General features: G+C 71.9%; 21 protein-coding genes. 17 read left to right on the top strand and 4 right to left on the bottom strand.

Going from position 1 to position 23,708, the window contains the following annotated elements; genetic code table 11:
- The first annotated feature begins 17 nt into the window (after positions 1 to 17).
- From AB0L00_RS37100 to ettA, 11 genes are all read left to right on the top strand, one after another.
- Positions 18 to 1,088: a HoxN/HupN/NixA family nickel/cobalt transporter gene (locus AB0L00_RS37100; RefSeq protein ID WP_364442089.1), complete on the top strand. Its 1,071-nt coding sequence runs from the start codon at positions 18 to 20 to the stop codon at positions 1,086 to 1,088.
- Positions 1,085 to 1,702 carry a precorrin-8X methylmutase gene (locus AB0L00_RS37095; protein ID WP_364442088.1) on the top strand — a complete coding sequence of 206 codons (618 nt, stop codon included), beginning with the start codon at positions 1,085 to 1,087 and terminating at the stop codon, positions 1,700 to 1,702. The genes AB0L00_RS37100 and AB0L00_RS37095 overlap by 4 nt, the downstream gene beginning before the upstream one ends.
- The gene (locus AB0L00_RS37090) at positions 1,699 to 2,592 is read left to right on the top strand and encodes a sirohydrochlorin chelatase (RefSeq protein WP_364442086.1); all 894 of its coding nucleotides are present in this window, start codon (positions 1,699 to 1,701) and stop codon (positions 2,590 to 2,592) included. The genes AB0L00_RS37095 and AB0L00_RS37090 overlap by 4 nt, the downstream gene beginning before the upstream one ends.
- Positions 2,576 to 3,745 carry an aminotransferase class I/II-fold pyridoxal phosphate-dependent enzyme gene (locus AB0L00_RS37085; protein ID WP_364442084.1) on the top strand — a complete coding sequence of 390 codons (1,170 nt, stop codon included), beginning with the start codon at positions 2,576 to 2,578 and terminating at the stop codon, positions 3,743 to 3,745. Before AB0L00_RS37090 ends, AB0L00_RS37085 begins: the two co-directional genes overlap by 17 nt.
- Positions 3,746 to 3,755: 10 nt before the next feature.
- Positions 3,756 to 4,880 carry a nicotinate-nucleotide--dimethylbenzimidazole phosphoribosyltransferase gene (gene cobT, locus AB0L00_RS37080; RefSeq protein ID WP_364442083.1) on the top strand — a complete coding sequence of 375 codons (1,125 nt, stop codon included), beginning with the start codon at positions 3,756 to 3,758 and terminating at the stop codon, positions 4,878 to 4,880.
- Positions 4,881 to 4,940: 60 nt separating this feature from the next.
- Positions 4,941 to 6,179, top strand: a complete 1,239-nt coding sequence (cobA, locus tag AB0L00_RS37075; protein WP_364442081.1) for a uroporphyrinogen-III C-methyltransferase — start codon at positions 4,941 to 4,943, stop codon at positions 6,177 to 6,179.
- Positions 6,176 to 7,897: an AAA family ATPase gene (locus tag AB0L00_RS37070; protein ID WP_364442079.1), complete on the top strand. Its 1,722-nt coding sequence runs from the start codon at positions 6,176 to 6,178 to the stop codon at positions 7,895 to 7,897. Before cobA ends, AB0L00_RS37070 begins: the two co-directional genes overlap by 4 nt.
- A gap of 19 nt (positions 7,898 to 7,916) precedes the next feature.
- Entirely contained in the window at positions 7,917 to 9,656 is a 1,740-nt protein-coding gene (locus tag AB0L00_RS37065) for an ABC transporter (RefSeq protein ID WP_364442078.1), read from the top strand.
- Positions 9,657 to 9,794: 138 nt separating this feature from the next.
- On the top strand, positions 9,795 to 10,328 hold the full coding sequence (locus AB0L00_RS37060) for a single-stranded DNA-binding protein (RefSeq protein WP_364442076.1): 534 nt from the start codon (positions 9,795 to 9,797) through the stop codon (positions 10,326 to 10,328).
- An 888-nt stretch (positions 10,329 to 11,216) separates the two neighbouring features.
- On the top strand, positions 11,217 to 12,533 hold the full coding sequence (locus AB0L00_RS37055) for a GGDEF domain-containing protein (RefSeq protein WP_364442074.1): 1,317 nt from the start codon (positions 11,217 to 11,219) through the stop codon (positions 12,531 to 12,533).
- Positions 12,534 to 12,543: 10 nt separating this feature from the next.
- Positions 12,544 to 14,241, top strand: coding sequence for an energy-dependent translational throttle protein EttA (gene ettA / locus AB0L00_RS37050; protein ID WP_364442073.1), 1,698 nt, complete (start codon positions 12,544 to 12,546; stop codon positions 14,239 to 14,241).
- A gap of 93 nt (positions 14,242 to 14,334) precedes the next feature.
- Here the strand turns inward: ettA and AB0L00_RS37045 are convergent, their stop codons facing one another.
- Positions 14,335 to 14,781, bottom strand: coding sequence for a MarR family transcriptional regulator (locus tag AB0L00_RS37045; protein ID WP_364442072.1), 447 nt, complete (start codon positions 14,779 to 14,781; stop codon positions 14,335 to 14,337).
- A gap of 64 nt (positions 14,782 to 14,845) precedes the next feature.
- Here AB0L00_RS37045 and AB0L00_RS37040 point away from each other — a divergent pair, with 64 nt between their 5' ends.
- The 5 genes from AB0L00_RS37040 (at position 14,846) to AB0L00_RS37020 (ending at position 19,805) form a co-directional block, all read left to right on the top strand.
- Positions 14,846 to 15,721: an alpha/beta hydrolase-fold protein gene (locus AB0L00_RS37040; RefSeq protein WP_364442070.1), complete on the top strand. Its 876-nt coding sequence runs from the start codon at positions 14,846 to 14,848 to the stop codon at positions 15,719 to 15,721.
- A gap of 23 nt (positions 15,722 to 15,744) precedes the next feature.
- A complete protein-coding gene (locus AB0L00_RS37035) occupies positions 15,745 to 16,317 on the top strand; it encodes a YbhB/YbcL family Raf kinase inhibitor-like protein (RefSeq protein WP_364442068.1) in 573 nt (190 codons plus the stop codon).
- A 181-nt stretch (positions 16,318 to 16,498) separates the two neighbouring features.
- The gene (locus AB0L00_RS37030) at positions 16,499 to 16,978 is read left to right on the top strand and encodes a thioesterase family protein (RefSeq protein ID WP_364442066.1); all 480 of its coding nucleotides are present in this window, start codon (positions 16,499 to 16,501) and stop codon (positions 16,976 to 16,978) included.
- Between the two features lie 73 nt (positions 16,979 to 17,051).
- Complete coding sequence (locus tag AB0L00_RS37025; protein WP_364442065.1) at positions 17,052 to 18,464, top strand: S28 family serine protease; 1,413 nt, start codon at positions 17,052 to 17,054, stop codon at positions 18,462 to 18,464.
- Between the two features lie 144 nt (positions 18,465 to 18,608).
- Entirely contained in the window at positions 18,609 to 19,805 is a 1,197-nt protein-coding gene (locus tag AB0L00_RS37020) for an MFS transporter (protein ID WP_364442063.1), read from the top strand.
- 1 nt (position 19,806) lies between these two features.
- On the opposite strand, the gene AB0L00_RS37015 is transcribed toward AB0L00_RS37020, so the two are convergent.
- The 3 genes from AB0L00_RS37015 to AB0L00_RS37005 form a co-directional block, all read right to left on the bottom strand.
- On the bottom strand, positions 19,807 to 20,190 hold the full coding sequence (locus tag AB0L00_RS37015; RefSeq protein WP_364442062.1) for a globin: 384 nt from the start codon (positions 20,188 to 20,190) through the stop codon (positions 19,807 to 19,809).
- 13 nt (positions 20,191 to 20,203) lie between these two features.
- Positions 20,204 to 21,232 (bottom strand): mechanosensitive ion channel family protein, encoded by a 1,029-nt coding sequence (locus AB0L00_RS37010; protein ID WP_364442061.1) that lies wholly within the window; start codon positions 21,230 to 21,232, stop codon positions 20,204 to 20,206.
- A 213-nt stretch (positions 21,233 to 21,445) separates the two neighbouring features.
- The gene (locus AB0L00_RS37005) at positions 21,446 to 21,736 is read right to left on the bottom strand and encodes a hypothetical protein (RefSeq protein ID WP_345362876.1); all 291 of its coding nucleotides are present in this window, start codon (positions 21,734 to 21,736) and stop codon (positions 21,446 to 21,448) included.
- A gap of 307 nt (positions 21,737 to 22,043) precedes the next feature.
- Between AB0L00_RS37005 and AB0L00_RS37000 the strand changes: the two genes are divergently transcribed.
- Complete coding sequence (locus AB0L00_RS37000; RefSeq protein WP_364442060.1) at positions 22,044 to 23,705, top strand: tetratricopeptide repeat protein; 1,662 nt, start codon at positions 22,044 to 22,046, stop codon at positions 23,703 to 23,705.
- Positions 23,706 to 23,708: the final 3 nt, after the last annotated feature.

Below are 23,708 nucleotides of genomic sequence, written 5' to 3'. Positions count from 1 at the left end.
CCGTCGAAGGAGGCCCCTTGACGACACCCCCCGTGCCGCTGACGGTCGGGACCTGGACGCGCGCCGAACGCGCGCGCCTGTCCGGGATCCTGGGCATCATCGCGCTGCTGCACATCACCGGCTGGTCGCTGTACTTCTACTACTCCCGCAACCTCGCCGCGGCCGGCTCGTTCACCGCCGCCGGCGTCACGGCGTACGTCCTCGGCATGCGGCACGCGTTCGACGCCGACCACATCGCCGCGATCGACGACACGACCCGGCTGATGCTGCAGCGCGGCCGCCGGTCCGTCGGCGTGGGCTTCTTCTTCGCGATGGGCCACTCGACGGTCGTGCTCGTGCTCTCCACCGTGATCGCCCTGGCGGCGGGCGCGGCGACGACCGCGCAGATCGACTCGTTCCGGGAGGTCGGCGGAGCCATCTCGGTGGTCGTCGCGATGGGCTTCCTGCTGCTGGTGGCGGCCCTGAACGCGGTGGTGCTGCGCGGCGTCGCCGGGCTGTGGCGGCGGATGACCCGCGGCGACCTCGACGAGCGCGAGCTGGAGATCCAGCTCCTCAACCGCGGCCTGATGAACCGCATGCTCGGCGGCCGGGCCCGCGCGCTGATCAAGTCGTCCTGGCACATGTACCCGGTCGGCCTGCTGTTCGGCCTAGGGCTGGAGACCGCCTCGGAGGTCACCCTCCTCGGGCTGGCCGCGCAGAGCGCGGGCCAGGGCGCGCTCCCGCTGCTGGCGACGCTGACCCTTCCGCTGCTGTTCGCCGCCGGGATGAGCGCGCTGGACACCTGCGACAGCCTGCTGATGACCCGGGCGTACTCCTGGGCGTTCCGCAGCCCGGCGCGCAAGCTCTACTACAACATGGCGACCACCGCGATGACGGTGCTGATCGCCGGTTTCATCGGCAGCGTCTACCTCGCCGACCTGCTCGCCAAGTACGCCGGCGCGGCGTTCCTCGACTCCTACGCCGCCCTCGCCGACCGGTTCGAGTACCTCGGCTACGGAATCGTCGCCGTGTTCGTCATCTCCTGGCTCGTCGCGGCCGTCCTCTGGAGAGCGGGCCGGTTCGAACAGCGCTACGGGAGCGGCAGTTGAACACCAGGACCATCCATCCCATCGAGGAACAGTCGTACGAGATCCTGCGGTCGCGCGTCGACCTCAGCCCGATGCCGCCGCTGTGGCGGGCGGTCGCCGAGCGCGTCATCCATGCCAGCGCCGACCTGGAGTACGCCGTCGACCTCGTCACCGACGAGGCCCACCTGCGGCGCGGCCTGCGGGCGCTGCGCGCGGGGGCGCCGGTCGTCACCGACGTGGCCATGGTGGCCGCCGGCATCACCGGCCGGGAGACGATCTGCTCGGTCGGCGACCCGGCCGCCGCGCGGATGGCGCGGGCCGCGGGGATCACCCGCTCGGCCGCGGCGATCCGCCTGTCGTACGCCGAGGTCGGCCGGGGCGCGATCTGGGTCGTCGGCTGCGCGCCGACCGCCCTGGAGGAGATCATCGCGCGCGACGTCGACCCGGCGCTCGTGATCGGGCTGCCGGTCGGGTTCGTCGGCGCCGCCGAGTCCAAGGAGGCGCTGCGCGAGAGCGGGCTGCCCGCCGTCAGCAACGTCTCCGAGAAGGGCGGCTCCGCCGTGGCCGCCGCCGCCCTCAACGCCCTCCTCTACTACGAGGGCACGGTCGATGAGGAAGAAGAAGGGAACGCATGACGCCGCTGCTGCTGGTCGGGCACGGAACGCGCGACGAGAGCGGAGCCGAGGAGTTCGGCCGGTTCGTCGAGCGGTTGCGGGGCCGGCTGCCGGTCGACGTGTCCGGAGGGTTCATCGAGCTGTCGCCCCCGCCGCTGACCGACGCCGTCGCCGAACTGTACGACGCGGGGCACCGGCACTTCGCCGCCGTGCCGATGGTCCTGGTCGCCGCCGGGCACGGCAAGGGCGACATCCCCGGCGCGCTGGCCCGTGAGCGGGCGCGCCGGCCCGGCCTGTCGTACGTCTACGGCCGTCCCCTCGGCCCGCATCCCAAGCTGCTGGACCTCCTGGACGAGCGCCTGTCCGCCGTCCTCGACCCGGCGGAGCGCGCCGACACCGCCGTGCTGCTCGTCGGCCGGGGCTCGACCGACCCGGACGCCAACGCCGAGGTCCACAAGGTCGCCCGGCTGCTGTGGGAGGGACGGGGCCTCGGCATGGTCGAGCCGGCGTTCGTGTCGCTGGCCCGGCCCGGCGTCCCCGAGGGGCTCGACCGCTGCCGCCGGCTCGGCGCGCGCCGCGTCGTCGTGCTGCCGTACTTCCTGTTCCCCGGCGTGCTGCCGGACCGCGTTGCGGCGCAGGCCCGCACGTACGAGGACGTCGAGGTCCGGTGCGCCGACGTGATCGGCGACTGCGACGGGCTCGCCGACCTGGTCCTCGAACGCTACGAGGAGGCCCTGGCCGGCGACATCCGGATGAACTGCGACACCTGCGTGTACCGCATCGCGATGCCGGGCTTCGAGGACCGCGTCGGAGCGCCGCAGGTTCCGCACCACCACCCGGACGACCCCGCGCACGGGCACGGTCACGCGAATCTCCATCCGGACGATCCGAGCCGTGCCCGTGTGCGCTGACGTCGACCTGCGCCACCACGGCGACACGGAGGTGGGGCCCGGCCTGGTGGACCTCGCCGTCAACGTCCGCCCGGGGACGCCGCCCGCCTGGCTCGCCGCGCTGCTGCGCGACAGCTTGGCCGGGCTGGCGGCCTATCCCGACGCCGCCCGCGCACGGGCGGCGGTGGCCCGCCGTCACGGCCGCTCTCCGGAGGAGGTCCTGCTGACAGCGGGGGCGGCGGAGGCGTTCGTCCTGCTCGCCCGCGTCCTCACGCCCCGGCGCCCGGTCGTCGTGCACCCGCAGTTCACCGAGCCGGAGGCCGCGCTGCGGGCGGCGGGACACGAGCCGGACCGGGTGATCCTGGACGGCGACTTCCGGCTCGGCGCGGTGTCCGGGAACGGCGCGGTGCCTGGAGACGGCCTGGTCTCGGGGGGCCGCGTGGTGCCTGGAGACGGCGTGGTGCTCGGGGGCGGCGCGGTGTCCAGAGACGGGATGACGTCCGCAGCCGGCCTGGTGCCCGAGGACACCGACCTGGTCATGCTCGGCAACCCGACGAACCCGACGTCCGTGCTGCACCCGGCGGCGGCGATCGCGGCGCTCGCCCGGCCGGGCCGGACGCTGGTGGTCGACGAGGCGTTCATGGACTGCGTCCCCGGCGAGACCGAGAGCCTCGCGTCCCGTACCGGAGTCCCCGGGCTGGTCGTCATCCGCAGCCTCACCAAGACCTGGGGCCTGGCGGGACTGCGCGTCGGCTACGTCCTCGCCGAGCCGTCGCTGATCGCCCGGCTGGCCGAGGCGCAGCCGCTGTGGTCGGTGTCCACCCCGGCGCTGGTCGCCGCGGAGGCCTGTACGAGCCCCCGTGCCCTCGCCGAGGCCGACGCGTGGGCGCGGGACCTGGCGATCGAGCGGGCCCGGCTGGCGACGGAGATCCGCGCCCTGGGCGCGCACGTCGTGCCCGACGCGCGGGCCTCGTTCCTGTGCGTGCGGGTCCCCGGACCGTCAGGCGGCCTGGCCGTACGCGCGGCGCTGCGCGACCGCGGCTACGCGGTCCGGCGCGGCGACACCTTCCCCGGCCTGGGACCCGACTGGCTGCGCGTCGCCGTACGGGACGCCGCCACCAACGACGCCTTCACCGGCGTGCTCAAGTCCGTGCTGACCGACCTGACCTCCTAGGGAGACGCAGATGGAGCTGATCGCCGAGACGGTCGCCGCGATCCGGCCGCTGGACGAAGCGGCGATGGGGGCGGCCCGCGAACGGCACGACCGGTTGACCAAGCCGCGCGGCTCGCTCGGCGAGCTGGAAGAGCTGGGGATCCGTCTCGCCGGGGTCGCCGGCGTGTGCCCGCCGCCGCCGCCCGCGCCCGCCGCGGTGGCGGTGTTCGCCGCCGACCACGGCGTGCACGCCCAGGGCGTCACCCCCTGGCCGCAGGAGGTGACCGGCCAGATGGTGCACAACTTCCTCGCGGGCGGCGCGGTGGTCAACGCCTTCGCCCGGCAGGTCGGTGCCGAGGTCACCGTCGTCGACGTGGGCGTCAAGGGAGACCTGCCCGAGGCGCCCGGCCTGCTCGCCAGGAAGGTCGCGAACGGCACCGCCGACATGACCCGGGGCCCGGCGATGACCGCCGAGCAGGCCCGGCGGGCCGTCGAGGTCGGCATCGAGGCCGCCCGCGACCTGGTCGCGGCGGGTCACCGGTGCCTGCTGACAGGGGACATGGGCATCGCCAACACCACCGCCTCGGCCGCCCTCATCGCCGCCTTCACCGGCCGCGCGCCCGACGACGTCACCGGGTACGGCACGGGCATCGACGACGCCACGCACGCCCGGAAGGTCGAGGTCGTCCGGGCCGCCCTCACCCGCGCCCGTACCGAACTGCCCGGACACGACGGAACGGCGGGCGCGGACGCCCGGGTGGCGTCCGCCGCTCCCCTCGCGGTCCTCGCGCAGGTCGGCGGGCTGGAGCACGCGGCGATCGCCGGTTTCGTCCTCGGCGCGGCGGCGCACCGCGTCCCCGTCGTGCTCGACGGCGTGATCGCCGGCGCCGCCGCGCTCGTGGCCGTCGCGCTCGCCCCGGGCGCCCGCGACTTCTGCCTCGCCGGGCACCATTCCGCCGAACCGGGCCACGCCGCCGCCCTGGCGTCCCTGGGGCTGCGCCCGCTCGTCGACCTGCGGCTCCGCCTGGGGGAGGGGACCGGCGCACTCCTCGCCCTGCCCCTCATCGCCGGCGCCGTACGGGTGCTGCACGAGGTCGCCACGTTCGACTCGGCGGGCGTCGCGGACAAGGACGCCGCCGCGCCGGATGGCGCCTGACCGGCGCGGGTACCTTTGGTGCCGGACCAGACCGTCCACATCTCGACCAGGAGATCTTTCGTGCCGCCCTACCTTCTCGGCCTGCGCTTCGACGGCCGCCGTGTCGTCGTCATCGGTGGCGGGCGCGTCGCCCAGCGACGCGTCCCCACGTTGCTGGCCGCCGGCGCCGACGTGCTGCTGATCGCGCCCGAGGCCACGCCGATGCTGGACGATCTGGCCGCCCGCGGCGAGATCACGTGGGAGCCCCGGGCGTACCGGCCGGGCGACTGCGCCGGCGCCTGGCTCGTGCAGGCCGCGACCGACGACGGCGAGGTCAACGCCGCGGTCGCCGCCGAGGCCGAGGGCCAGGGGACGTGGTGCGTGCGCGCCGACGACGCGGAGCTGTCCCCGGCCTGGACGCCGGCGAGCGGCCGGGTCGGCGAGACCACCGTCGGCGTGCTCGCGGGCGGCGACCCGCGCCACGCGGCGGGCCTGCGCGACGTCATCGTCGCCGGGCTGCGCGACGGCACCATCGAGGCACGGCACTCGCGGCGGCGGCCCGTGGGCGTGGCGCTGGTCGGCGGCGGCCCCGGCGACCCGGGGCTCATCACCGTACGCGGCCGGCAGCTCCTGGCCCAGGCGGACGTCGTCGTCACCGACCGGCTCGCCCCCCGCGAGCTCCTCGACGAGCTGTCCGCCGACGTCGAGATCATCGACGCGTCCAAGATCCCGTACGGTCGCTCCGTCACGCAGGAGCGCATCAACGCGGTGCTCGTCGAGCAGGCCAAGGCGGGGCGCTTCGTCGTCCGCCTGAAGGGCGGCGACCCGTTCGTCTTCGGCCGGGGCGCCGAAGAGGTCCTGCACTGCGCGCGTGAGGGGATCCCGGTCACCGTCGTCCCCGGCATCACCAGCGCCATCGCCGTGCCCGCCGCGGTCGGCATACCGGTCACCCACCGGGGCGTGTCGCAGGAGTTCCACGTGGTGTCCGCGCACGTCGCGCCGGGGGACCCCGCGTCGACCGTCGACTGGGAGGGCCTCGGACGCGCCCAGGGCACGCTCGTGCTGCTGATGGCGGTCGAACGCATGGGGGTCATCGCCGACACGCTGATGCGCTATGGTCGATCGCCTGACACTCCCGTCGCCGTCATCCAGGACGGTACGCTGCAGACCCAGCGCGCCCTCATGGCGACGCTCGCGACGGTTGTGGACGAGATGACGGCCACCGGCGTGCGGCCGCCGGCGATCGTCGTCGTGGGCGACGTCGTGCAGGTGGCGCGCCAGATCGACCTGCTGAACGCGGATTTGGGGCGGACTCCGTGACACCCCCGGCTGACCAGAGCGCGATCAAACGCGCGGCGACACCCCTTCCACTCGACGAGGCCCTGGTCGATCTACGGGACCAGATCGCCTCCTTCCGGTTCGTGCTCGACGCCCCCGGCGTCGACGAGGCCCGGGTCATGCAACAGGACCTGCTGAACCAGCTCGACGACTACCTCCTGCCCCGGGTGCGCCGCAAGGACGCCCCGCTGCTGGTGGTGCTCAGCGGATCGACCGGCGCGGGCAAGTCCACGCTGGTCAACACGCTCGTCGGTGAGCGGGTCAGCGCGACGGGCGTGCTGCGTCCCACGACGAGCAGCCCGATCCTCGTCTGCCATCCCGACGACGCGGACTGGTGGCTCGACGAGCGCTACGTCCTGCCCGGCTTCGGACGGGTCCCCGGCCCGGCGCCGGACGCCGTGGTCGGCGACCAGTTGGTGATCATGAAGAGCGACGTGCTGCCCAAGGGGCTCGCGCTGCTCGACAGCCCGGACGTCGACTCGGTGTTCGAGGAGCACCACGAGTTCGCGGCGCAGTTCCTCGCGGCGGCCGACGTGTGGATCTGCGTGACCACCGCGGCCCGCTACGCCGACGCCCTCGTCTGGCGCCTGCTGCACCGCGCCCGCGACCACGGCGCCACCCTCGGCGTCGTCCTGTCGCGCGTCCCGGAGGGCGGCGAGGAGATCGTCGGCCACTTCGCCGAGATGCTCAAGGACAACGGCCTCGAGCAGGCCGCGCAGTTCGTCATCCCCGAGACCACGGTGTCCGGCGGGATGCTGCCGTCCGAGGCGGCCGACGAGGTCCAGGTCTGGCTGAGCGGCATCAGCGAGGACGAGGATGGCCGAGCCGAGGTCATCAGGTCTACTCTGGGTGGCGTGCTCGACACCTTCCGTATCCGTGTCCCCGAGCTGGCCGCGAAGGTCGAGGAGCAGGTCGCGCTGCGCACGATGCTCCGCGAGGAGGTCGAGGGCGCCTACGCCACCGGTCTCGCCGAGCTTGACGAGGCCACCCGCAACGGCTCCCTGCTGCGCGGCGAGGTCCTCGCCCGCTGGCAGGACTTCGCCGGCACCGGCGACCTCGAGCGCGCGCTGCACGCCGGCCGCGGCCAGACCGGGCACCGCGGCAACCGCCGTAAGCGCACGCCCACCCGGGTCCGTGCCCTCAAGGCCGCCCTGCGCAGCGCCCTGGAGTCCCTCATCGTGGCCGGCGCGGAGCGCTCCGCGGAGGAGGTCGTGAAGCGCTGGCGGAGCCGCCCGGCCGGCGCCATGCTGCTGGAGGGGCGCGACCAGACGCTGGACCGCGCCTCCGCGGAGCTGCCCCGGCGCGTCACCCGCGCCGTCAGCGCCTGGCAGGACCACATCGCCGACCTGATCCGCACCGAGGGGGTCACGAAGCGTTCGGTGGCCAAGTTCGTCTCCTATGATGACGACGCCCTGGCACTCGTGCTGATGGTCGGTCTGTTCGGCTTCGGCACCAGCGACATCGCGGTCGAGGGCGGCACCAGCGCCGTGCCGCAGCGGCTGCTCAAGGCGCTCTTCGGCGCCGAGTCCCTCCGCAGCATGAGCGCCAAGGCGCGGGCCGACCTGCGCGGCCGCACCGGCATGCTGTTCGACGAGGAGGCCATCCGCTTCGGGCAGGTGCTCGACGGCGCCGGGGTGCCCGACGAGACCACCCCCGTCCAGCTCTACCAGGCCACTTACAACCTCGAGGTCGCCCGGTGACCGAGGAGGATCGCGACCGATGACGACGACCACCCCCGGCGTCTCCGGCACGTCCCGGCAGACCTCCCCGCAGCAGCCGACCGCGCCCGGGCAGGACCCCGCGCCGGATTCGGAGGCGGCGCCGCCCGACATGTCCGGGCTGACCCGGCGCCTGGCCGCCCTCGACCGGCTCGTCGAGCTCGGGGAGGGCCGCGTCGACCAGGAGCTCATGGACGACGCCGCCGCGCTCCTCGGCCGGGCCGGCGACCGGCTGCGCCTGTCCGGCGACCACACGATCGTCGCGCTCGCCGGCGGCACCGGCAGCGGCAAGTCGTCGCTGTTCAACGCCGTCTGCGGCCTCGAGCTGTCCCCGACGGGGCTCCGCCGCCCGATGACGTCCTCCGCGCACGCCTGCGTGTGGGGCCTCGACGGCGCCGGACCGCTGCTGGACTGGCTGGAGATCGAGAAGCGCCACCGCTACGCCCGCGCCAGCGCGCTCGACCAGACGGACGGCGCGGAGGGCGCCGGCTCGCTGCAGGGCCTCATCCTGCTCGACCTGCCCGACCACGACTCCGTCCGGTCCGAGCAGGTCGCCGAGGTCGACCGGTACGTCGGCGTCGCGGACCTGCTCATCTGGGTGCTCGACCCGCAGAAGTACGCCGACTTCGCCGTGCACCGGCGCTACCTCGAGCCGCTGGCCGGCCACGACGGCATCAGCCTGATCGTCCTCAACCAGGTCGACCGGCTCGCGCCCGAAGAGATCGACGAGTGTGTCAAGGACCTGCGGCGGCTGCTGGAGGCCGAGGGCCTGCGCGCTCCGCGCATCCTGACCACCTCGGCCAAGTCCGGGGCGGGCATCGAGGACTTCCGCGACGTCATCGCGGACACCGTGGCCGCCCGCCGGGCCCGCACCCGGCGGCTCATCGCCGACATGGACCGGCTCATCCAGCGGTTCGAGGGCGCCTTCGGCTCGGTCGAGCCGCCCACCGCCGTGGACGACAAGCGCGCGGCGGCGCTCGTCGAGGCGCTGGTGGACGCCGCCGGCATCTCCGCCGTGGCCGAGGCGATGGAGAGCGCGTACGCACTGCGCGCGCTCGACTACGTCGGCTGGCCCCTCGCCCGTCTCGTGGCCCGCCTGCGCAGCGACCCGCTGCGCCGCATGCGGCTCGGCGAGCTCCGCGACGAGCTGCGCGCCGCGTTCACCACGCCCGTCAACGCCCAGCAGGCCCACGTCGACAACGCCCTGCAGGACGTCACCGAGGACGTCGTCCGCGACCTGCCGCCCTCCTGGCGCCGGTCGGTACGCGAGGCCGGCCGGTCCCACGCCGAGGCGCTCCCGGAGACGCTCGGCGCCGCGCTGCGCGCCGTGGTGCCGTCCTTCAACCAGGTTCCGGGCTGGTGGTGGGCCGTACGGATCTGGCAGTACCTCCTGCTGGTCGTCGCCGCCATCAGCGTCGTCTGGCTCGGCGCCATCGCGGCCTTCGCCGGACTCAAGCTCGCGCACGCGCCGACCCGTCTCCTCGGTGAGGCCGGCGTCGCGCCGTACGCCGCGCTCGTCCTCGTCTGCGTTCTCGGCCTCGGCCTGCTCACCGCGCTGGCCGCGCGCAACACGATCGCGCTGACCTCGGTGAAGCACAGCGAGCGGATGGAGCAGCAGATGCGCGAGGGCGTCGCCTCGGCGGCGCGCGAGCTCGTCATCGCGCCCGTCGAGCAGGAGCTCGCCGTGTACGCGCGGTTCCGCGACCAGGCCGGGCACGCCATCCGCGACGTCGCGCCCTGACCGCCCGCGCCGAGACGGGCCGGGCACGGGGAGTTATCCACAGTTCACGGAGGGGACTGGTGGGCGGGGTCCCGCATCCTCGACGGTGGGGTGACGGCGGCGGCGCAGGGCCGCCGCGCACGCACCCCAGGAGCCTTCGTGAACGACGCGCTGATCACCGTGATCGGTTTCGTGGCCGCCGAGCCCCACTTCGAGGTCCTGTCCAGCGGCACGTCCCTGATGTCCCTCCGCATCGGCAGCACCCCGCGCCGCTTCGACCGCGACCTCGGCCAGTGGCGCGACGAGGACCCGATGTTCCTGACCGTGACCTGCTGGCGTTCCCTCGCCACCAACCTCCAGGAGAGCGATCTGAAACGAGGGGATCCGGTCATCGTCACGGGCCGCCTCCGCATCCGGGAGTACGCCAAGGACGGCCAGACGCGGTTCTCCGCCCAGGTCGAGGCGACCACGGTCGGCCACGACCTCAGCCGCGGCGTCGCCCGCCTGCAGCGCTCCCAGCGCTCCTCGATCAACCTGTCGGAGGACCGCAGACAGGCCGACGACCTCGCCGACCGCTGGCTCGACGCGAAGGAGGACGCCGAGGGAGCCGAGGAGCTCACCGCCCAGGTCACGGAGGGCTCCGGCGACGCCGACGAGACCGCCGAGCGGACCGAGATCCGGGCGGTCGCCTGATGCGCCCCTCCGGGGTCTCCTGGGCCCGCCGGGTGAGCACCCAGGCCGCACGGGGACGGTAGGCACACCGACGACCGGTGAGCGGAGGCGCCGCCCGGCACCTCCGCTCACCGCCCGTCGAGCGTCGCGCCTTCGTCGTCGGCGTCTGAGCGTCGCGCCTTCGCCGTCGGCCTCTGAGCGTCGCGTCCGCCTTCGGCCCTCGCGCGTTGCGCCCACCGTCGGCCTCTGAGCGTTGCGTTCGCTGCCGGCCTTCGTACGTTCAGCGGCCTCTGAGGTCCTGAGGTCTGTCGGCAGGCGGCGGGTGCGTGGCTCGCGCGGTCGGCGCGAGGGGCTGCGGCATGGCGGATCATGAGTTGGCCGCAAGCGGCCACCGCACGACGGAGCGCCGCGCCGGCCGCCAGGAGGTTCGTCCGATCGGTACCGGCGGTCCCAGGGCGTGAGGCAGCCCACACCGGCACCCTGGGGCCACCGACATGATGAGCGCCGCCCGGACACGGGGCGAACGCGGACGACCAGAACGCCCGACACCGTCCGGAGCGCCCGGCCGAGCATGCGCCACCCATGCTCAGGCTGTCGGAACGGTGTGTGACGCCGTCAGATCCAGGAGATGCCGCGCATCGTGCCTTCCTTTCGGGATGGCGCGTCCGCCGGCGTGGGGAGCCGGTGGTCACGAGCACGTCTGATGGGGTCGGCGCGGCGCCCATCGCTGCGGGCCGCCGCGGCCCGCCACCGGACCGCCCTAAGAAGGTACCGAATTTCTTGCCCACTCCGCACACATTGCAACTATCCTATTACTGAACGTGATTCGATCAAGAGCGAGCATGAGCCGCCGTCCTGCGTCGGCGGCCGCCCGAAGGGGCGGTCACGGTCTGACCCGTAGGGGGATGAATGACGGCACTGCAAACCTCCGCCGACGGACACGGTGACGTCGCCGCCGCCCCGCGGCGATGGCCGTTGCTGGAGCAGCCGCCCTTGCTCGCCCCGTACGTCTTCGTGGTCGTCGCGCTGCATGCCGCGCTGATCGGTGTCGCCGCCACGCACACGACGTGGTGCCCGCAGGCGCCGGTCCTGTTCGGGGCGCTCCTGGCCTGCGGGGCGATCAGCATCGAGGCGTCCCGGCGGCTCGGCATGCCGGCCGGTGTGGCGCGTGACCTGCTGTCGGCGTGGTGGCTGCCCGGGGCGCTGCTGATGCAGCCGGTGTACGCGCTGCTGATGCCGATCCCGCTGCAGATCCTGCTGCAACTGCGGGTGCGTCGGACGATGCTGCACCGGCGGGTGATCGTGACCTCCGCGCACGGCCTGGCCGGAGCGGCCGCCTCCGCCACGTTCCACGCGGTCGTGCCGCATCCGCTCCGGGACCCCGCCTCGTGGCTCACCGACCTGGACACCAGGCTTCCCATGGTGGTCATCTGCGCCGTGCTGTTCACCGTGGTGAACACGGCGATCGTCGTGGTCGCGGCGCAGATCGCGAACACCGAGCGCTCGTGGCGCGACCTGCTGTGGAACCGTGAGATCCTCCTCCTCGACCTCGTGGAGATCTGCGTCGGGATCCTGATCACCATCTCCTGCGCGCTGACCCCGGTGCTGCTGGTGATCGCGTTGCCGCCGGTGATGATGCTGCAGCGCAGCCTGATGCACACCCAGTTGCGGGCCGCCGCCCGGCTCGATTCGAAGACCGGCCTGCTGAACGCCGCGACCTGGCAGCTGGAGGCCGGCACCGAGATCAGCCGCGCGGTGCGCACCGACGAGTCGCTGGCCCTGCTCCTGATCGACATCGACCATTTCAAGCGGGTCAACGACGCGTACGGGCACCTGACCGGCGATCAGGTGCTGGCCGGGGTGGCGGGCACCCTGGTCCAGCAACTGCGGGAGTACGACGTGGTGGGTCGGTTCGGCGGGGAGGAGTTCGCCGTGCTGCTGCCGAACGCCGACATGCTCGAGGCCTGCCGGGTGGCCGAACGGCTCCGCAGCCGGGTCGGCCGGATGTGCGTCCCCGCCGACGACGCCACGATCACGGTGACGATCTCGATCGGCGTCGCCCTGTTCCGCACCCACGGGCACGACCTGATCGAGCTGCTCGCCTCGGCGGATCTCGCGCTCTACCGCGCGAAGGAGTCCGGGCGCAACCGGATCTGCCTGCCGGCGACGAAGAAGCCGGGCGAGCCGCGCCGAATCACGGCAAGGCCATCCCCTCGGAGGCTCTAGTCTTGAAACCATGCCGGAGTACATCTACACGATGCAGCGCGTGCGCAAGGCGCACGGCGACAAGGTGGTTCTGGACGATGTCACCCTGAGCTTCCTCCCCGGAGCGAAGATCGGTGTCGTCGGCCCCAACGGCGCCGGTAAGTCCACGCTGCTGCGGATGATGGCCGGCCTCGAGCAGCCCTCCAACGGCGAGGCCCGGCTGATGCCCGGGTTCACCGTCGGCATCCTGCAGCAGGAGCCGCCGCTCAACGAGGAGAAGACCGTCCTCGGCAACGTCGAGGAGGGTGTCGCCGAGACGAAGGCGATGCTCGACCGGTTCAACGAGATCGCCGAGAAGATGGCGACCGACTACTCCGACGAGCTGCTCGACGAGATGGGCAAGCTCCAGGAGCAGCTCGACCACCGCAACGCCTGGGACCTCGACAGTCAGCTCGAGCAGGCGATGGACGCGCTGCGGTGCCCGCCGCCGGACGCCGACGTGACCAAGCTGTCCGGTGGCGAGCGGCGCCGCGTGGCGCTGTGCAAGCTGCTGCTGGAGGCGCCGGACCTGCTGCTGCTCGACGAGCCCACCAACCACCTCGACGCCGAGAGCGTGCAGTGGCTCGAGCAGTACCTCGAGAAGTACGCCGGCACCGTGCTGGCCGTCACCCACGACCGTTACTTCCTCGACAGGGTCGCCGGCTGGATCTGTGAGGTCGACCGCGGCCGGCTCGTCGGGTACGAGGGCAACTACTCCACCTACCTGGAGAAGAAGGCCGAGCGCCTCAAGGTCGAGGGCCAGAAGGACGCCAAGCGCAAGAAGCGCCTGGAGCAGGAGCTGGAGTGGGTCCGCTCCAACCCGAAGGCCCGCCAGACCAAGAGCAAGGCCCGTCTCCAGCGCTACGAGGAGATGGCGGCCGAGGCGGCCAAGACCCGCAGGCTGGACTTCGAGGAGATCCAGATCCCGCCGGGCCCGCGCCTGGGCACGACGGTGATCGTCGCGGAGCACCTCACCAAGGGCTTCGACGACCGTCTCCTGATGGAGGACCTGTCCTTCAACCTGCCGCCGAACGGCATCGTCGGCATCATCGGCCCGAACGGCGTCGGTAAGACCACGCTGTTCCGCATGATCGTCAACGCGGCCGGCGCGGGCGCGCCCGACGGCGTCACCGCGGACGAGAAGCCGGACGAGGGCGCCCTCAAGGTCGGCGACACCGTCAAGATCTCCTACGTCGACCAGAGCCGGGGCGGCATCGACCCGCAGAAGAACGTCTGGCAGGTCGTCTCCGACGGGCTCGACCACATCAAGGTCGGCCAGGTGGAGATGCCGAGCCGGGCGTACGTCGCGGCGTTCGGCTTCAAGGGCCCGGACCAGCAGAAGCCGTCCGGCGTGCTGTCCGGCGGTGAGCGCAACCGGCTCAACCTCGCGCTCACCCTCAAGCAGGGCGGCAACGTCCTGCTGCTCGACGAGCCCACCAACGACCTGGACGTCGAGACGCTCAGCTCGCTGGAGAACGCCCTGCTGGAGTTCCCCGGCTGTGCCGTGATCACGTCCCACGACCGGTGGTTCCTCGACCGCATCGCCACGCACATCCTGGCGTGGGAAGAGGGCTCGAACTGGTTCTGGTTCGAGGGCAACTTCGCCGACTACGAGAAGAACAAGGTCGAGCGGCTGGGCGCCGAGGCGGCCCGCCCGCACCGCGTCACCCACCGCAAGCTGACCCGCTGAGATATCGGCGAGAACGGGCCGCGAGACCTCCGGGTCCCGCGGCCCGTTTCCTTTCGGCTCAGGAGGACGGTCCGAATAGCGGGGACGGCCTTGTCAGTCGAGCAGCCGGCGGAGCAGGACGAGTGTTTCGGACAGTCGCCTCCGCTCCGCGGCGGTGAGCCGGTCGGCGATCGCGTCGGTGAGATTCTCGTGACCCGCGTCCCGGCGTTCGGTCAGCAGACGCTTGCCCTCATCCGTGATGACCAGCAGCTTGCGTCGCCGATCGTGGGGATCAGGGACGCGCCGCAGGAGCCTCCGGTCGACCAGTCCGGCCACGGAGACGGTGACCGACTGGTGAGTGATCTTGTCCAGCCGGGCCAGGTCGGCGACGGTGTGCGCCCCTTCGCGGTCGAGCCGTTTGAGGATCGAGACCTGCGACAGCGTCACTTCACGGCCCGGCGACACCGCGCGTATCTGCCGGACCAGCGCGCCGACCACCGTCTGCAGTTCGTCGGCGATCGCCGTCGCGTCTTCCGCCGGGCGTGTCGTGTTCCCTCCCACATCCGTTAGAGTACCGAAAAACTGCGCAGGTAGGCTGCGCATATATCCGGTGGGGTGCGGGCGCATGGCAACCAATGGGGATCTGGTCACCGGTGAGCTGAGGGTCGGCGGAAGGGACCGTCGCTTCACGATCCGGCTGCCCCGAGCGGCGCCGGACGACCGGCGGGTGCCGCTCGTGCTCGTGCTGCACGGCAACCATCCCGACCTCGGAGGATGGATCATGCGCGAGTGGACCACCTTCGACCGGCAGGCGGACACGTGGGGCATGGCGATCGCCTATCCCGACGGCCACGGAGGGTGCTGGGCGGACGGCCGTGGTGTCACCACGGCGGACGAGGCGGGCGTGGACGACGTCGCGTTCCTCCGCGCGTTGACCGACTGGTCGGCCGACCGGTGCGGTACCTCGCCGGACCGGACCGTGGTGGCGGGGATCTCCAACGGCGCGTTCATGGCCCACCGGCTGGCGCTGGAGGCGAGCGAACGGGTGGCGGTGCTGGCGGCCGTCGCCGGCGGAATGCCCGCGGCCCTGTGCGACGTATCACCGACGCACGCGGTGTCGGCACTGCTGATTCACGGCACGGCCGACAGGATCTCACCGATCGAGGGCGGGTACTCCCGGCACCGCGGGCCGGGCGGGGAGCCGCGCGGCCGCACGTTGTCCCTCGAGGAGACGGCCGGGCGCTGGCGCGCCATCGATCGGTGCCCGCCCGGACCGGGCCGGACGCACACCACCGAGTTCTCCAGCCGCACGACGACGGACGCCGGCGTCGGCGGAACCCGAGTCGTCACCTGGACGGTGTTCGGAGGCGGTCACTCCTGGCCGGGCGCGCCGGCTCCGCCCGAGTCGGCCGAGCCGATCACCCGGGAGTTCGACGCGGCCGAGGAGATCTGCCGCTTCGCCGAACCCCTGTGCGCCCTGACGGACACCCGGCGGCTATGACCGCGGACAGACAGGAGAGACCTATGGCAGTGCTGGGCAAGTTGCTGAAGAACCGGCGGGCCGGGCAGGCGGGCCTCGCCTGGAACGCGCCGAACCTGACCGGCGCGGACACGCTGGCGTTGAGCAGTCCGGACTTCGAGCACGAGGCGATGATCCCGACCGTCCACGCCGCGAAGAGAGTCGGCGGCACGGACCTGTCACCGGCCCTGACCTGGACCGCCGTACCCGAGGGCACGGCACAGTTGCTGCTGGTCATCGAGGATCCCGACGCGCCGACACGCGCACCGTTCATCCATGGTGTCGCCCTGGTGGATCCCTCGGTGACCGGCGTGGCCCAAGGGGGGCTGGGCGACGGCGGCCCGGCCGACGGGGTGCGCCTACTGCGTTCGGGCATGGGCCGCGGCTACCTCGGCCCGGCGCCGATCAAGGGACATGGCGCGCACCGTTACGTGTTCCAGCTCTTCGCCCTGGCGGAACCGGTCACCGAGGCCGCGAGCGGGGCCGCACTGGACTCCGCCAAGCCGCGCGACGTGCTGGCCGCCGCCGGTGACGTCCTCGGTCGCGGCCGTATCGACGGCTGGTACGAACGCACCTGACCGGGAGGCGCGGCCGGCCCGTGGTGGTCGGCGCGTGGCCGTCGGCGTCGCCCCGGCGACGTGCCACGCCGATCCGTCGGTCATCCGGTGTCGATGGGCGTACCCCGGGTGCGGTCCGGCGGGATGGGAACCGGGAGACTGGACGCCGACCGTGCGACCCATGACACGAGATGGACCAGTGATGACCCAGCCTGCCCTCGACCCCGGCCACGTCCGCGTACCGCACAGGCACGTGCACGAGTTCCACGTGCGGTTCGGCGACATCGACTCGCTGGGCCACGTGAACAACTGCCGGTACCTGACGTACCTGGAGGACGCCCGGGTGGCGATGTTCTACACCGACCCGGACCGTGAGGAACGCCGGCGGCCCCTGCACGGCCTGGTGGTGGCCCGCCATGAGATCGACTACAAGCGGCCCCTGCTGCTGCGGCCCGAGCCGGTGCGGGTGGAGACGCGGGTCACGGAGATCCGCGCGGCGTCCTTTCGCCTGGCGTACGAGGTGCGCGACGACGAGCACGTGTACGCGCGGGCGACCTCGGTGATGGTCGGCTACGACCTGAAGCAGAACCGGACCCGGCGGTTCGACGAGGAGGAGCGCGCCTTTCTGGAGCAGTACCTCGTGACCGGGACGGGCGACAGTTCCGTAACGAACTTCGAGTAGATCAGGATTTAAGCGTTCTTTGCCCCGTAATGTCGCGGTTGCATTCTCGCGATCCGACACAAAAGGGGTAAGAATGCGCAACCTCTCTCGAGGAGTGCTGGCACTGTTGCTGGCAGCCGGGCTGGGCGGCCTCGGCGGTACCGCGCACGCGGCGGCGCCCGGCCGATCCGGGGACGACGACGTCCTGACCAGGCTCAAGGCGATTCCCGGCATGACGGTGGAGGAGAAGACCTCCGCTCTGTCGGGGTACCGGTGGTTCTGGCTGAACTACCGGCAGCCGGTCGACCACCGCCACCCGGAGCGCGGCTGGTTCGAGCAGCGTGTGCTGCTCGAGCACAAGTCCGCCGACCGGCCGATGGTCCTGTACACCAGCGGCTACAACACGCCCGAGACGATGTTCCTCTCGGAGCCGACGGCGCTGGTAAGCGGCAACCAGATCTCGGTGGAGTACCGCTACTTCACGCCGTCGCGGCCCGAGCCGGCGGTGTGGAAGAAGGACACGATCTGGCAGGCCGCCACCGACGAGCACCGGCTGATCACGGCCCTCAAGACGATCTACCACGGCAAGTGGATCTCGACCGGCGCCAGCAAGGGCGGCATGACCGCCACCTACCACAAGCGCTTCTACCCCTCGGACGTCGACGGCACGGTCGCCTACGTCGCCCCCAACGACGTCAACAACACTGACGACAGCGCGTACGACCGCTTCTTCAAGACCGTCGGCACCGACCCGAAGTGCCGCGCCAACCTGGAGAGCCTGCAGCGCGAGCTGCTCAAGCGGCGTCCGGAGATCCTCGCCCGCATGACCGCCGACGCCCAGAAGGCCGGCTACACCTGGAAGATCATCAAGACCGTCGACCGGGCCTTCGAGAACTCGGTGATGGACTTCGAGTGGGCGTTCTGGCAGTACCACCTGCAGTCGGAGTGCGCGGACATCCCGGCGACGACCGCCTCGACGGACGTGATCTACTCCTACTTCGACGCGATCTCCGGCGCGCTGACCTACACGGACCAGAGCCTGGAGCCGTACATCCCGTACTACTACCAGGCGGGCACCCAGCTCGGCTGGCCGTCGCCGCAGTTCAAACACCTGCGCCCGCTGCTCCGGTACGAGAGCAGCTACCAGCCGCGGACGTACGTGCCCAGTGACATCCCGATGCGGTTCGACCCGGCGGCGATGAAGGACGTCGACCACTGGGTCCGCACCCACGCGACCCACATGATGTTCGTCTACGGCCAGAACGACCCGTGGGGCGCCGAGCCGTTCCGCGTCGGTCCGGGCAGCCGCGACTCCGCCGTGTACGTCGCGCCGGGGCAGAACCACAGCGGCCGGCTGATCGCCAAGTTGCCCGACGCGCAGCGGGCGCGGGCCACCGCGGACCTGCTCCGCTGGGCCGGTGTCTCCCCGTCGCAGCAGGCGCGGACGCTCTCGGTCCCGCCGCAGGTCGCCGAGGACCCGAGCCTCGCCCAGCGCCCGCCGCTGTGACGAGCCGCCGCTCGCGGTGACGGCCGGCCGTCCGCAGTGACGGACCGTCGTACGGAAGACGCGCCACCGGACCCCGCGAGGGGCCGGTGGCGCGTCCTTTTCCCGGCCCGATCGTCTCACATATTGGTACGTTAATATCACCATATGAGCAGACGGTGGTTGGTCCTCGGGGTCGGATTGCTCGCCATGGTCGCCGGGTGCGCGTATCAGTACGGCCTTCCGTACCTCATCCCCGCCCTGCGCGCCGACGCCGGGCTCTCCCTCGGCCAGGCCGCGACCCTCATCTCCTGCCCGGTCGCGGGCCTCCTCGTCTCGCTCGCGCTCTGGGGCATGGCCGCCGACCGCTGGGGCGAGCGGATCATCCTCGCCACCGGTCTGACGGTGGCCGGCGCGGCGCTGCTGGCCGCCGCCACCGTGCACCACCCCGTGCCGCTCGGCGGCTGCTTCTTCCTCGCCGGAGCGGGCGGCGCGTCCATCCACGCGGCCAGCGGCCGGCTCATCCTCGGCTGGTTCGCCGCCCATGAGCGCGGTCTCGCCATGGGCGTACGCCAGACCGGGCAGCCGCTGGGCGTCGGGCTGGCGGCCGTCGTCCTGCCGCCTCTCGCCGCCGGAGCCGGTCTGGCGGGCGGCCTGGTCTTCCTCGGCTGCGTCTGCCTCGCCGCAGCGCTGCTGGTGGCCCTGTTCGTCCGCGACCCGGCCCGTACCGCGGGCGACGAACCACACGGCGGACGCTCGCCGTACCGCACGCCCGTCCTGTGGCGGATCCACGCGGCGAGCGCGCTCCTCGTGGTCCCGCAGTTCACCGTGTCCGCGTTCGCCCTCGTCTACCTCGTCGACGCGCAGGGCTGGAACGCCGGTACGGCCGGCCGGCTGCTGGCGGCGGCCCAGATCGGCGGGGCCGCGGCCCGGCTGGCCGTCGGCCACTGGTCGGACCGCGCGGGCAGCCGGCTGCGGCCGATGCGCGTCCTGTCGATCGGCATCGGCGTCGTGATGCTGGCCCTGACGATCGGCGCGCTGGCGGACTGGGGCGCGGCCACCGCGGTCCTCGTCGTCGCCGCGGTGATCACCGTGACCCCCAACGGGCTGGCCTTCACGGCGGTGGCGGAGTACGCCGGGCGGGCCTGGGCCGGGCGGGCGCTCGGCTTCCAGAACACCGGCCAGAACCTCCTCGCCGCGGCGACCCCGCCGGTGCTCGGCTCCCTCATCAGCGGGTCGGACTACGGGACGGCCTTCGCGGTCGCGGTGGCGTTCCCCGTCGTCGCGGGTCTGCTGCTCCCCGTACGGTCCGAACGGGCACCGGCCCGCGCTGAGGCCGCGACGGCGGCCGGCGCGCGGTCGTGACTCAGCCCGGTGCGTTGATGAGGGTGTTCGCCGCCATCACGAGGTAGTCCCAGAGCATCGTCTCCAGCGGCCCGGGAAGCTGCAGCTCCTCGACGGCGGTGCGCATGTGGCCGAGCCAGGCGTCGCGCTCGGCCTCGCCGATCCGGAAGGGCACGTGCCGCATGCGCAGCCGCGGATGGCCGCGCCGCTCGCCGTACGTGCGCGGACCGCCCCAGTACTGGATCAGGAAGAGCCGGAGCCGCTCCTCGGCCGGCCCGAGATCCTCTTCGGGATACATCGGGCGCAGCAGCGGGTCGGCGGCCACCCCTTCGTAGAACCGGTGTACCAGGCGGCGGAAGGTCTCCTCGCCGCCGACGGCTTCGTAGAAAGTGACCTCTTGTGCCATGACGCGCCCCAGCCTACGCGGACGTGAAGGCCGCGATGGACAGCCCGGCCGAGTCGAGCGCCTTCTTGAGGCGCTCGCGCAGCTCCCGCGCGGCGTCGCCCTGCTGGCCGGGGGCCGTCTTGCAGACGACGCGGACGACGACCGCCTCGTTGGACAGGGCCTGCACGCCCCAGACCGTCGGGTCCTCCAGGATGATCTCGTCCCACGGCGGCTCGGCGGCCATGGCCGAGGCGGTCTCGCTCAGGAGCGTACGGACCTTGTCCAGGTCGACGTCGTACTCGACCGGGACGTCGAGGACGACGCGGGCCCAGTTCTGGGACTCGTTGCCGACCCGCTTGATCTCCCCGTTCGGGACGTACCAGACGACCCCGTCGGCGTCGCGCAGGCGCGTCGTGCGCAGCGTGACCGCCTCGACCGTGCCCTTGGCACTGCCGACGTCGATCACGTCACCGACGCCGTACTGGTCCTCCAGCAGCATGAACATGCCGGTGAGGAAGTCCTTGACGAGGTTCTGCGCGCCGAAGGCGATGGCGACGCCGATGATGCTGGCGCTGGCCAGGAACGGCGTGAGGTTGAGCCCGAAATACCCCAGCACGGTGAGCGTCGCGGCACCGAGGATGATCACCGAGGAGATGCTGCGCAGCACCGACCCCATCGTCTCGGCCCGCTGCCTGCGCCGCTCGCTGACCAGCACGGGGCTGCCGTCGAAGATCGTGCGGGTCTTCTCACGGAGCCGCTCGGGCATGGTGCCCTCGGCCATCCGCACCGTGACCTTGGTGATCAGCTTGTGCGCCAGCCTGCGCAGGACGTACGCGATCACGATCGTGAGGATGACCTTCACGGTCCAGGTGATCGGGCTGCTGCCGTCGAGCCACACGTGGTACCAGTGGGCGAGGTCGCCGTTGTGCGTGATGTTCCAGGTGAGCCGGCACCCGTTGGTGATCGGCTCCGTCGTGGACTTCGGGTCGGTCTTGCATGCCTGGTCCAGGTTCGTCTTTCCGCTGATGGACGGCAAGACCGACATCGCAAGACGCGCGAACACGAGACATCCTCCCGAGCGGTGCCCGTGATCGGCGACCGCGTTGGACCGGCGAACCTACGGGATGGATCGTAGGCGACGACGGCGGGTCCCTGGTGCCATCCGGGGCATGCGCGCCGCGCGCGGGCCCCGCGGAGCCGGTCAGTCCGCGCCACTGGCAACCGGCTCCGCGGGGGGATCTTCAGGGGTGTCCGCTGGATCTCTGCCGGACACTCCCTAGGCGCCGCGCGCCTCCAGGACGCGGGCCACCTTCACGGCGGCGCCGCAGGGGTCGTCGACCTGGTGCATGGGCTCGCCCCAGGACCACCAGAAGTACCAGGACCGCTGGTCGGGGATGTCCGGCGCCGGCGCGCACATGACGTTCTCCGACATGCTCGCGGCGTCCGGGTTGACGACCCGGCAGAACGCCGGGCCGGACCGGCTGCGGACCACGCGGGCCACCAGGCCGCGTTCGCCTAACTCCCGCACCAGTCCTTCGAGGTATCCCAGTCGACGTTCGTCGAACACGGAGCGTGCCTCCCTCACTCACACGGTGAACTCATCTCGTTACGCGGTGCGAGGATCGCAAGCCCCGTAAGAGCGGTCAAGGGACCGCCGGCCTGGCCGGGGACCAACATCTGTCCACTCGGGTAGAAGTTTTTCTACTGACGTTGAAGCTTTTTCTGCTCAGGTATGGGGAGTGCGACCGTAACGCACCTCTATCTGACTGATTCAGTTGGCGTACGGCGATGCCGGAGTTACGCTGCGTACGCGAGATTTCATCTCCGTGGCCATGAGTTATCCGGTCGGCTCTTTCCCCCCGAGGAGGCCGGGAATGACAGATCCCCCAAGTGCGGAAGTAACAGATCCCCGCAAAAAGGACCCACCTCGCAAAGAGGCTGATACGGCACGTCGTATCCGTGCCCGTGGGCTGGCCCAGGGCCTCGCGCCGCCGGACATCGCACGGGAAATTCACGATCAATGCGCGCCGATCTTCGGAACCAGTCAGATCAAAGCCCAGCGACTCGCGCACGGCATCGCCCTGTCCGATGTCGTCGCCCAGGTCAGGGCGCTGTACGAGCTCGAGGGAAAACCTCGTCCCAAGCTCGGTGAGACGCTGCTGTCGGCGTACGAGAGCGGCTACAAGCGCCCGGGTCCCGAATATCTGCACTACCTCTGCGGCGTTTATCGCGTAGAGCCCGCGGACCTCGGTCTTCAAGGACCGTGCGTCTGCGGCAACCGGCACGACCGCCCACGTGCCGGCGTCCAGGAGTCCGGCCCCCGCGAGCCCGACAGTGTGATCGGGCCGCGAACCGTCGTCACCGGCGGCAGCGAATGGGCGGCCAAATTCGAACGAACCTCCGGTCCACGCCTCTCCCGGGTTCATTACCGCGCCGAAGGCCCGGCGAGCGGCACGGACGGAGACGAGGAGGACATAGTGCTTCGGCGAACTCTCCTGCAACTCCTGGCCGGAGCAGGCGTGGTGCTCGACGGCCAGATCCTGGGGGCGGTGGACGGCATCCGCCGCCGCATGGACGACACCCTGGTCAACGCCTCGGTGTCCCCGACCATGCTCGACCAGTGGGAGGAGACCGTCCAGGGGTACGGACAGCAGTACATGTCCACCCCACCGCTGCGGCTGCTCTGCGACGTCCTGCTGGACTTCAGCGAGGTGCGCCGGATGTGCGAGCAGCGGCAACCGATCGAGCTGCAGGAACGACTCTGCCGCATCGCGGCGAAACTGTCCGGTCTGTCCGGCGTCATCATGATCGACCTGGGCGACCACCGCCTCTCCCGCTCCTTCTTCCGCACGGCGCGGACGGCCGCCGACGAGACCGGCGACCGGGCGCTCCGGGCCTGGGTGAGCGTGCGCGAGTCGCTCGTCCCGATGTACTACGGGGATCCCCGTGAGGCACTGCACCTGGCCCGCCGGGCGCAGGACCTGGCCGGCCGCGTACCCAGCGTGGCCGGCGCCATGGCCCCGATCGTCGAGGCGCGCGCGCTCGGCATGCTCGTCAAGCGGGGCCGCAACGAGGCGACCCCCAGCGCCAAGCGCGCGATCGCCCGCGGCCAGGTGGTCTTCTCCCAACTCGGAAAGGACCAGGTCAAGGACACCGCCTTCGGCTACACCGAGCGCCAACTGGCCTTCCACACGGGCGACACCTACACCAACCTCGGCGATCACGGGAACGCCGAGGAGACGCTCCGCAAGGCGCTGACCCTCTACCCCGCGACCGAGGAACTCGACCGCACGCTCATCTGGCTCGACCGCGCGTCGTGCCGGCTTCAGGAAGGAGAGCCCGAAGAGGCGCTGCGCACCGCCAAGGAGACCATCCTCGCGGTGTCGGCCGCGCACCGGACCGACATCGTGATCCACCGGGCCCGTCAGCTCGCCAGCGCGGTGGTCGCGCAGTACGGCGACATCCGGGCGGCCCGCGAGTTCCGTGACGCACTCGCCGGTCCGGCCACGGCGGGCATCACCCGAAAGCAGGCCTGACGG

It is taken from the genome of Actinoallomurus sp. NPDC052308 (assembly GCF_040679195.1).
Classification (GTDB): Bacteria; Actinomycetota; Actinomycetes; order Streptosporangiales; family Streptosporangiaceae; genus Actinoallomurus; species Actinoallomurus liliacearum.
Note: the sequence above shows the minus strand (reverse complement) of the source record. Positions and strands in the feature narration are given on the sequence as shown.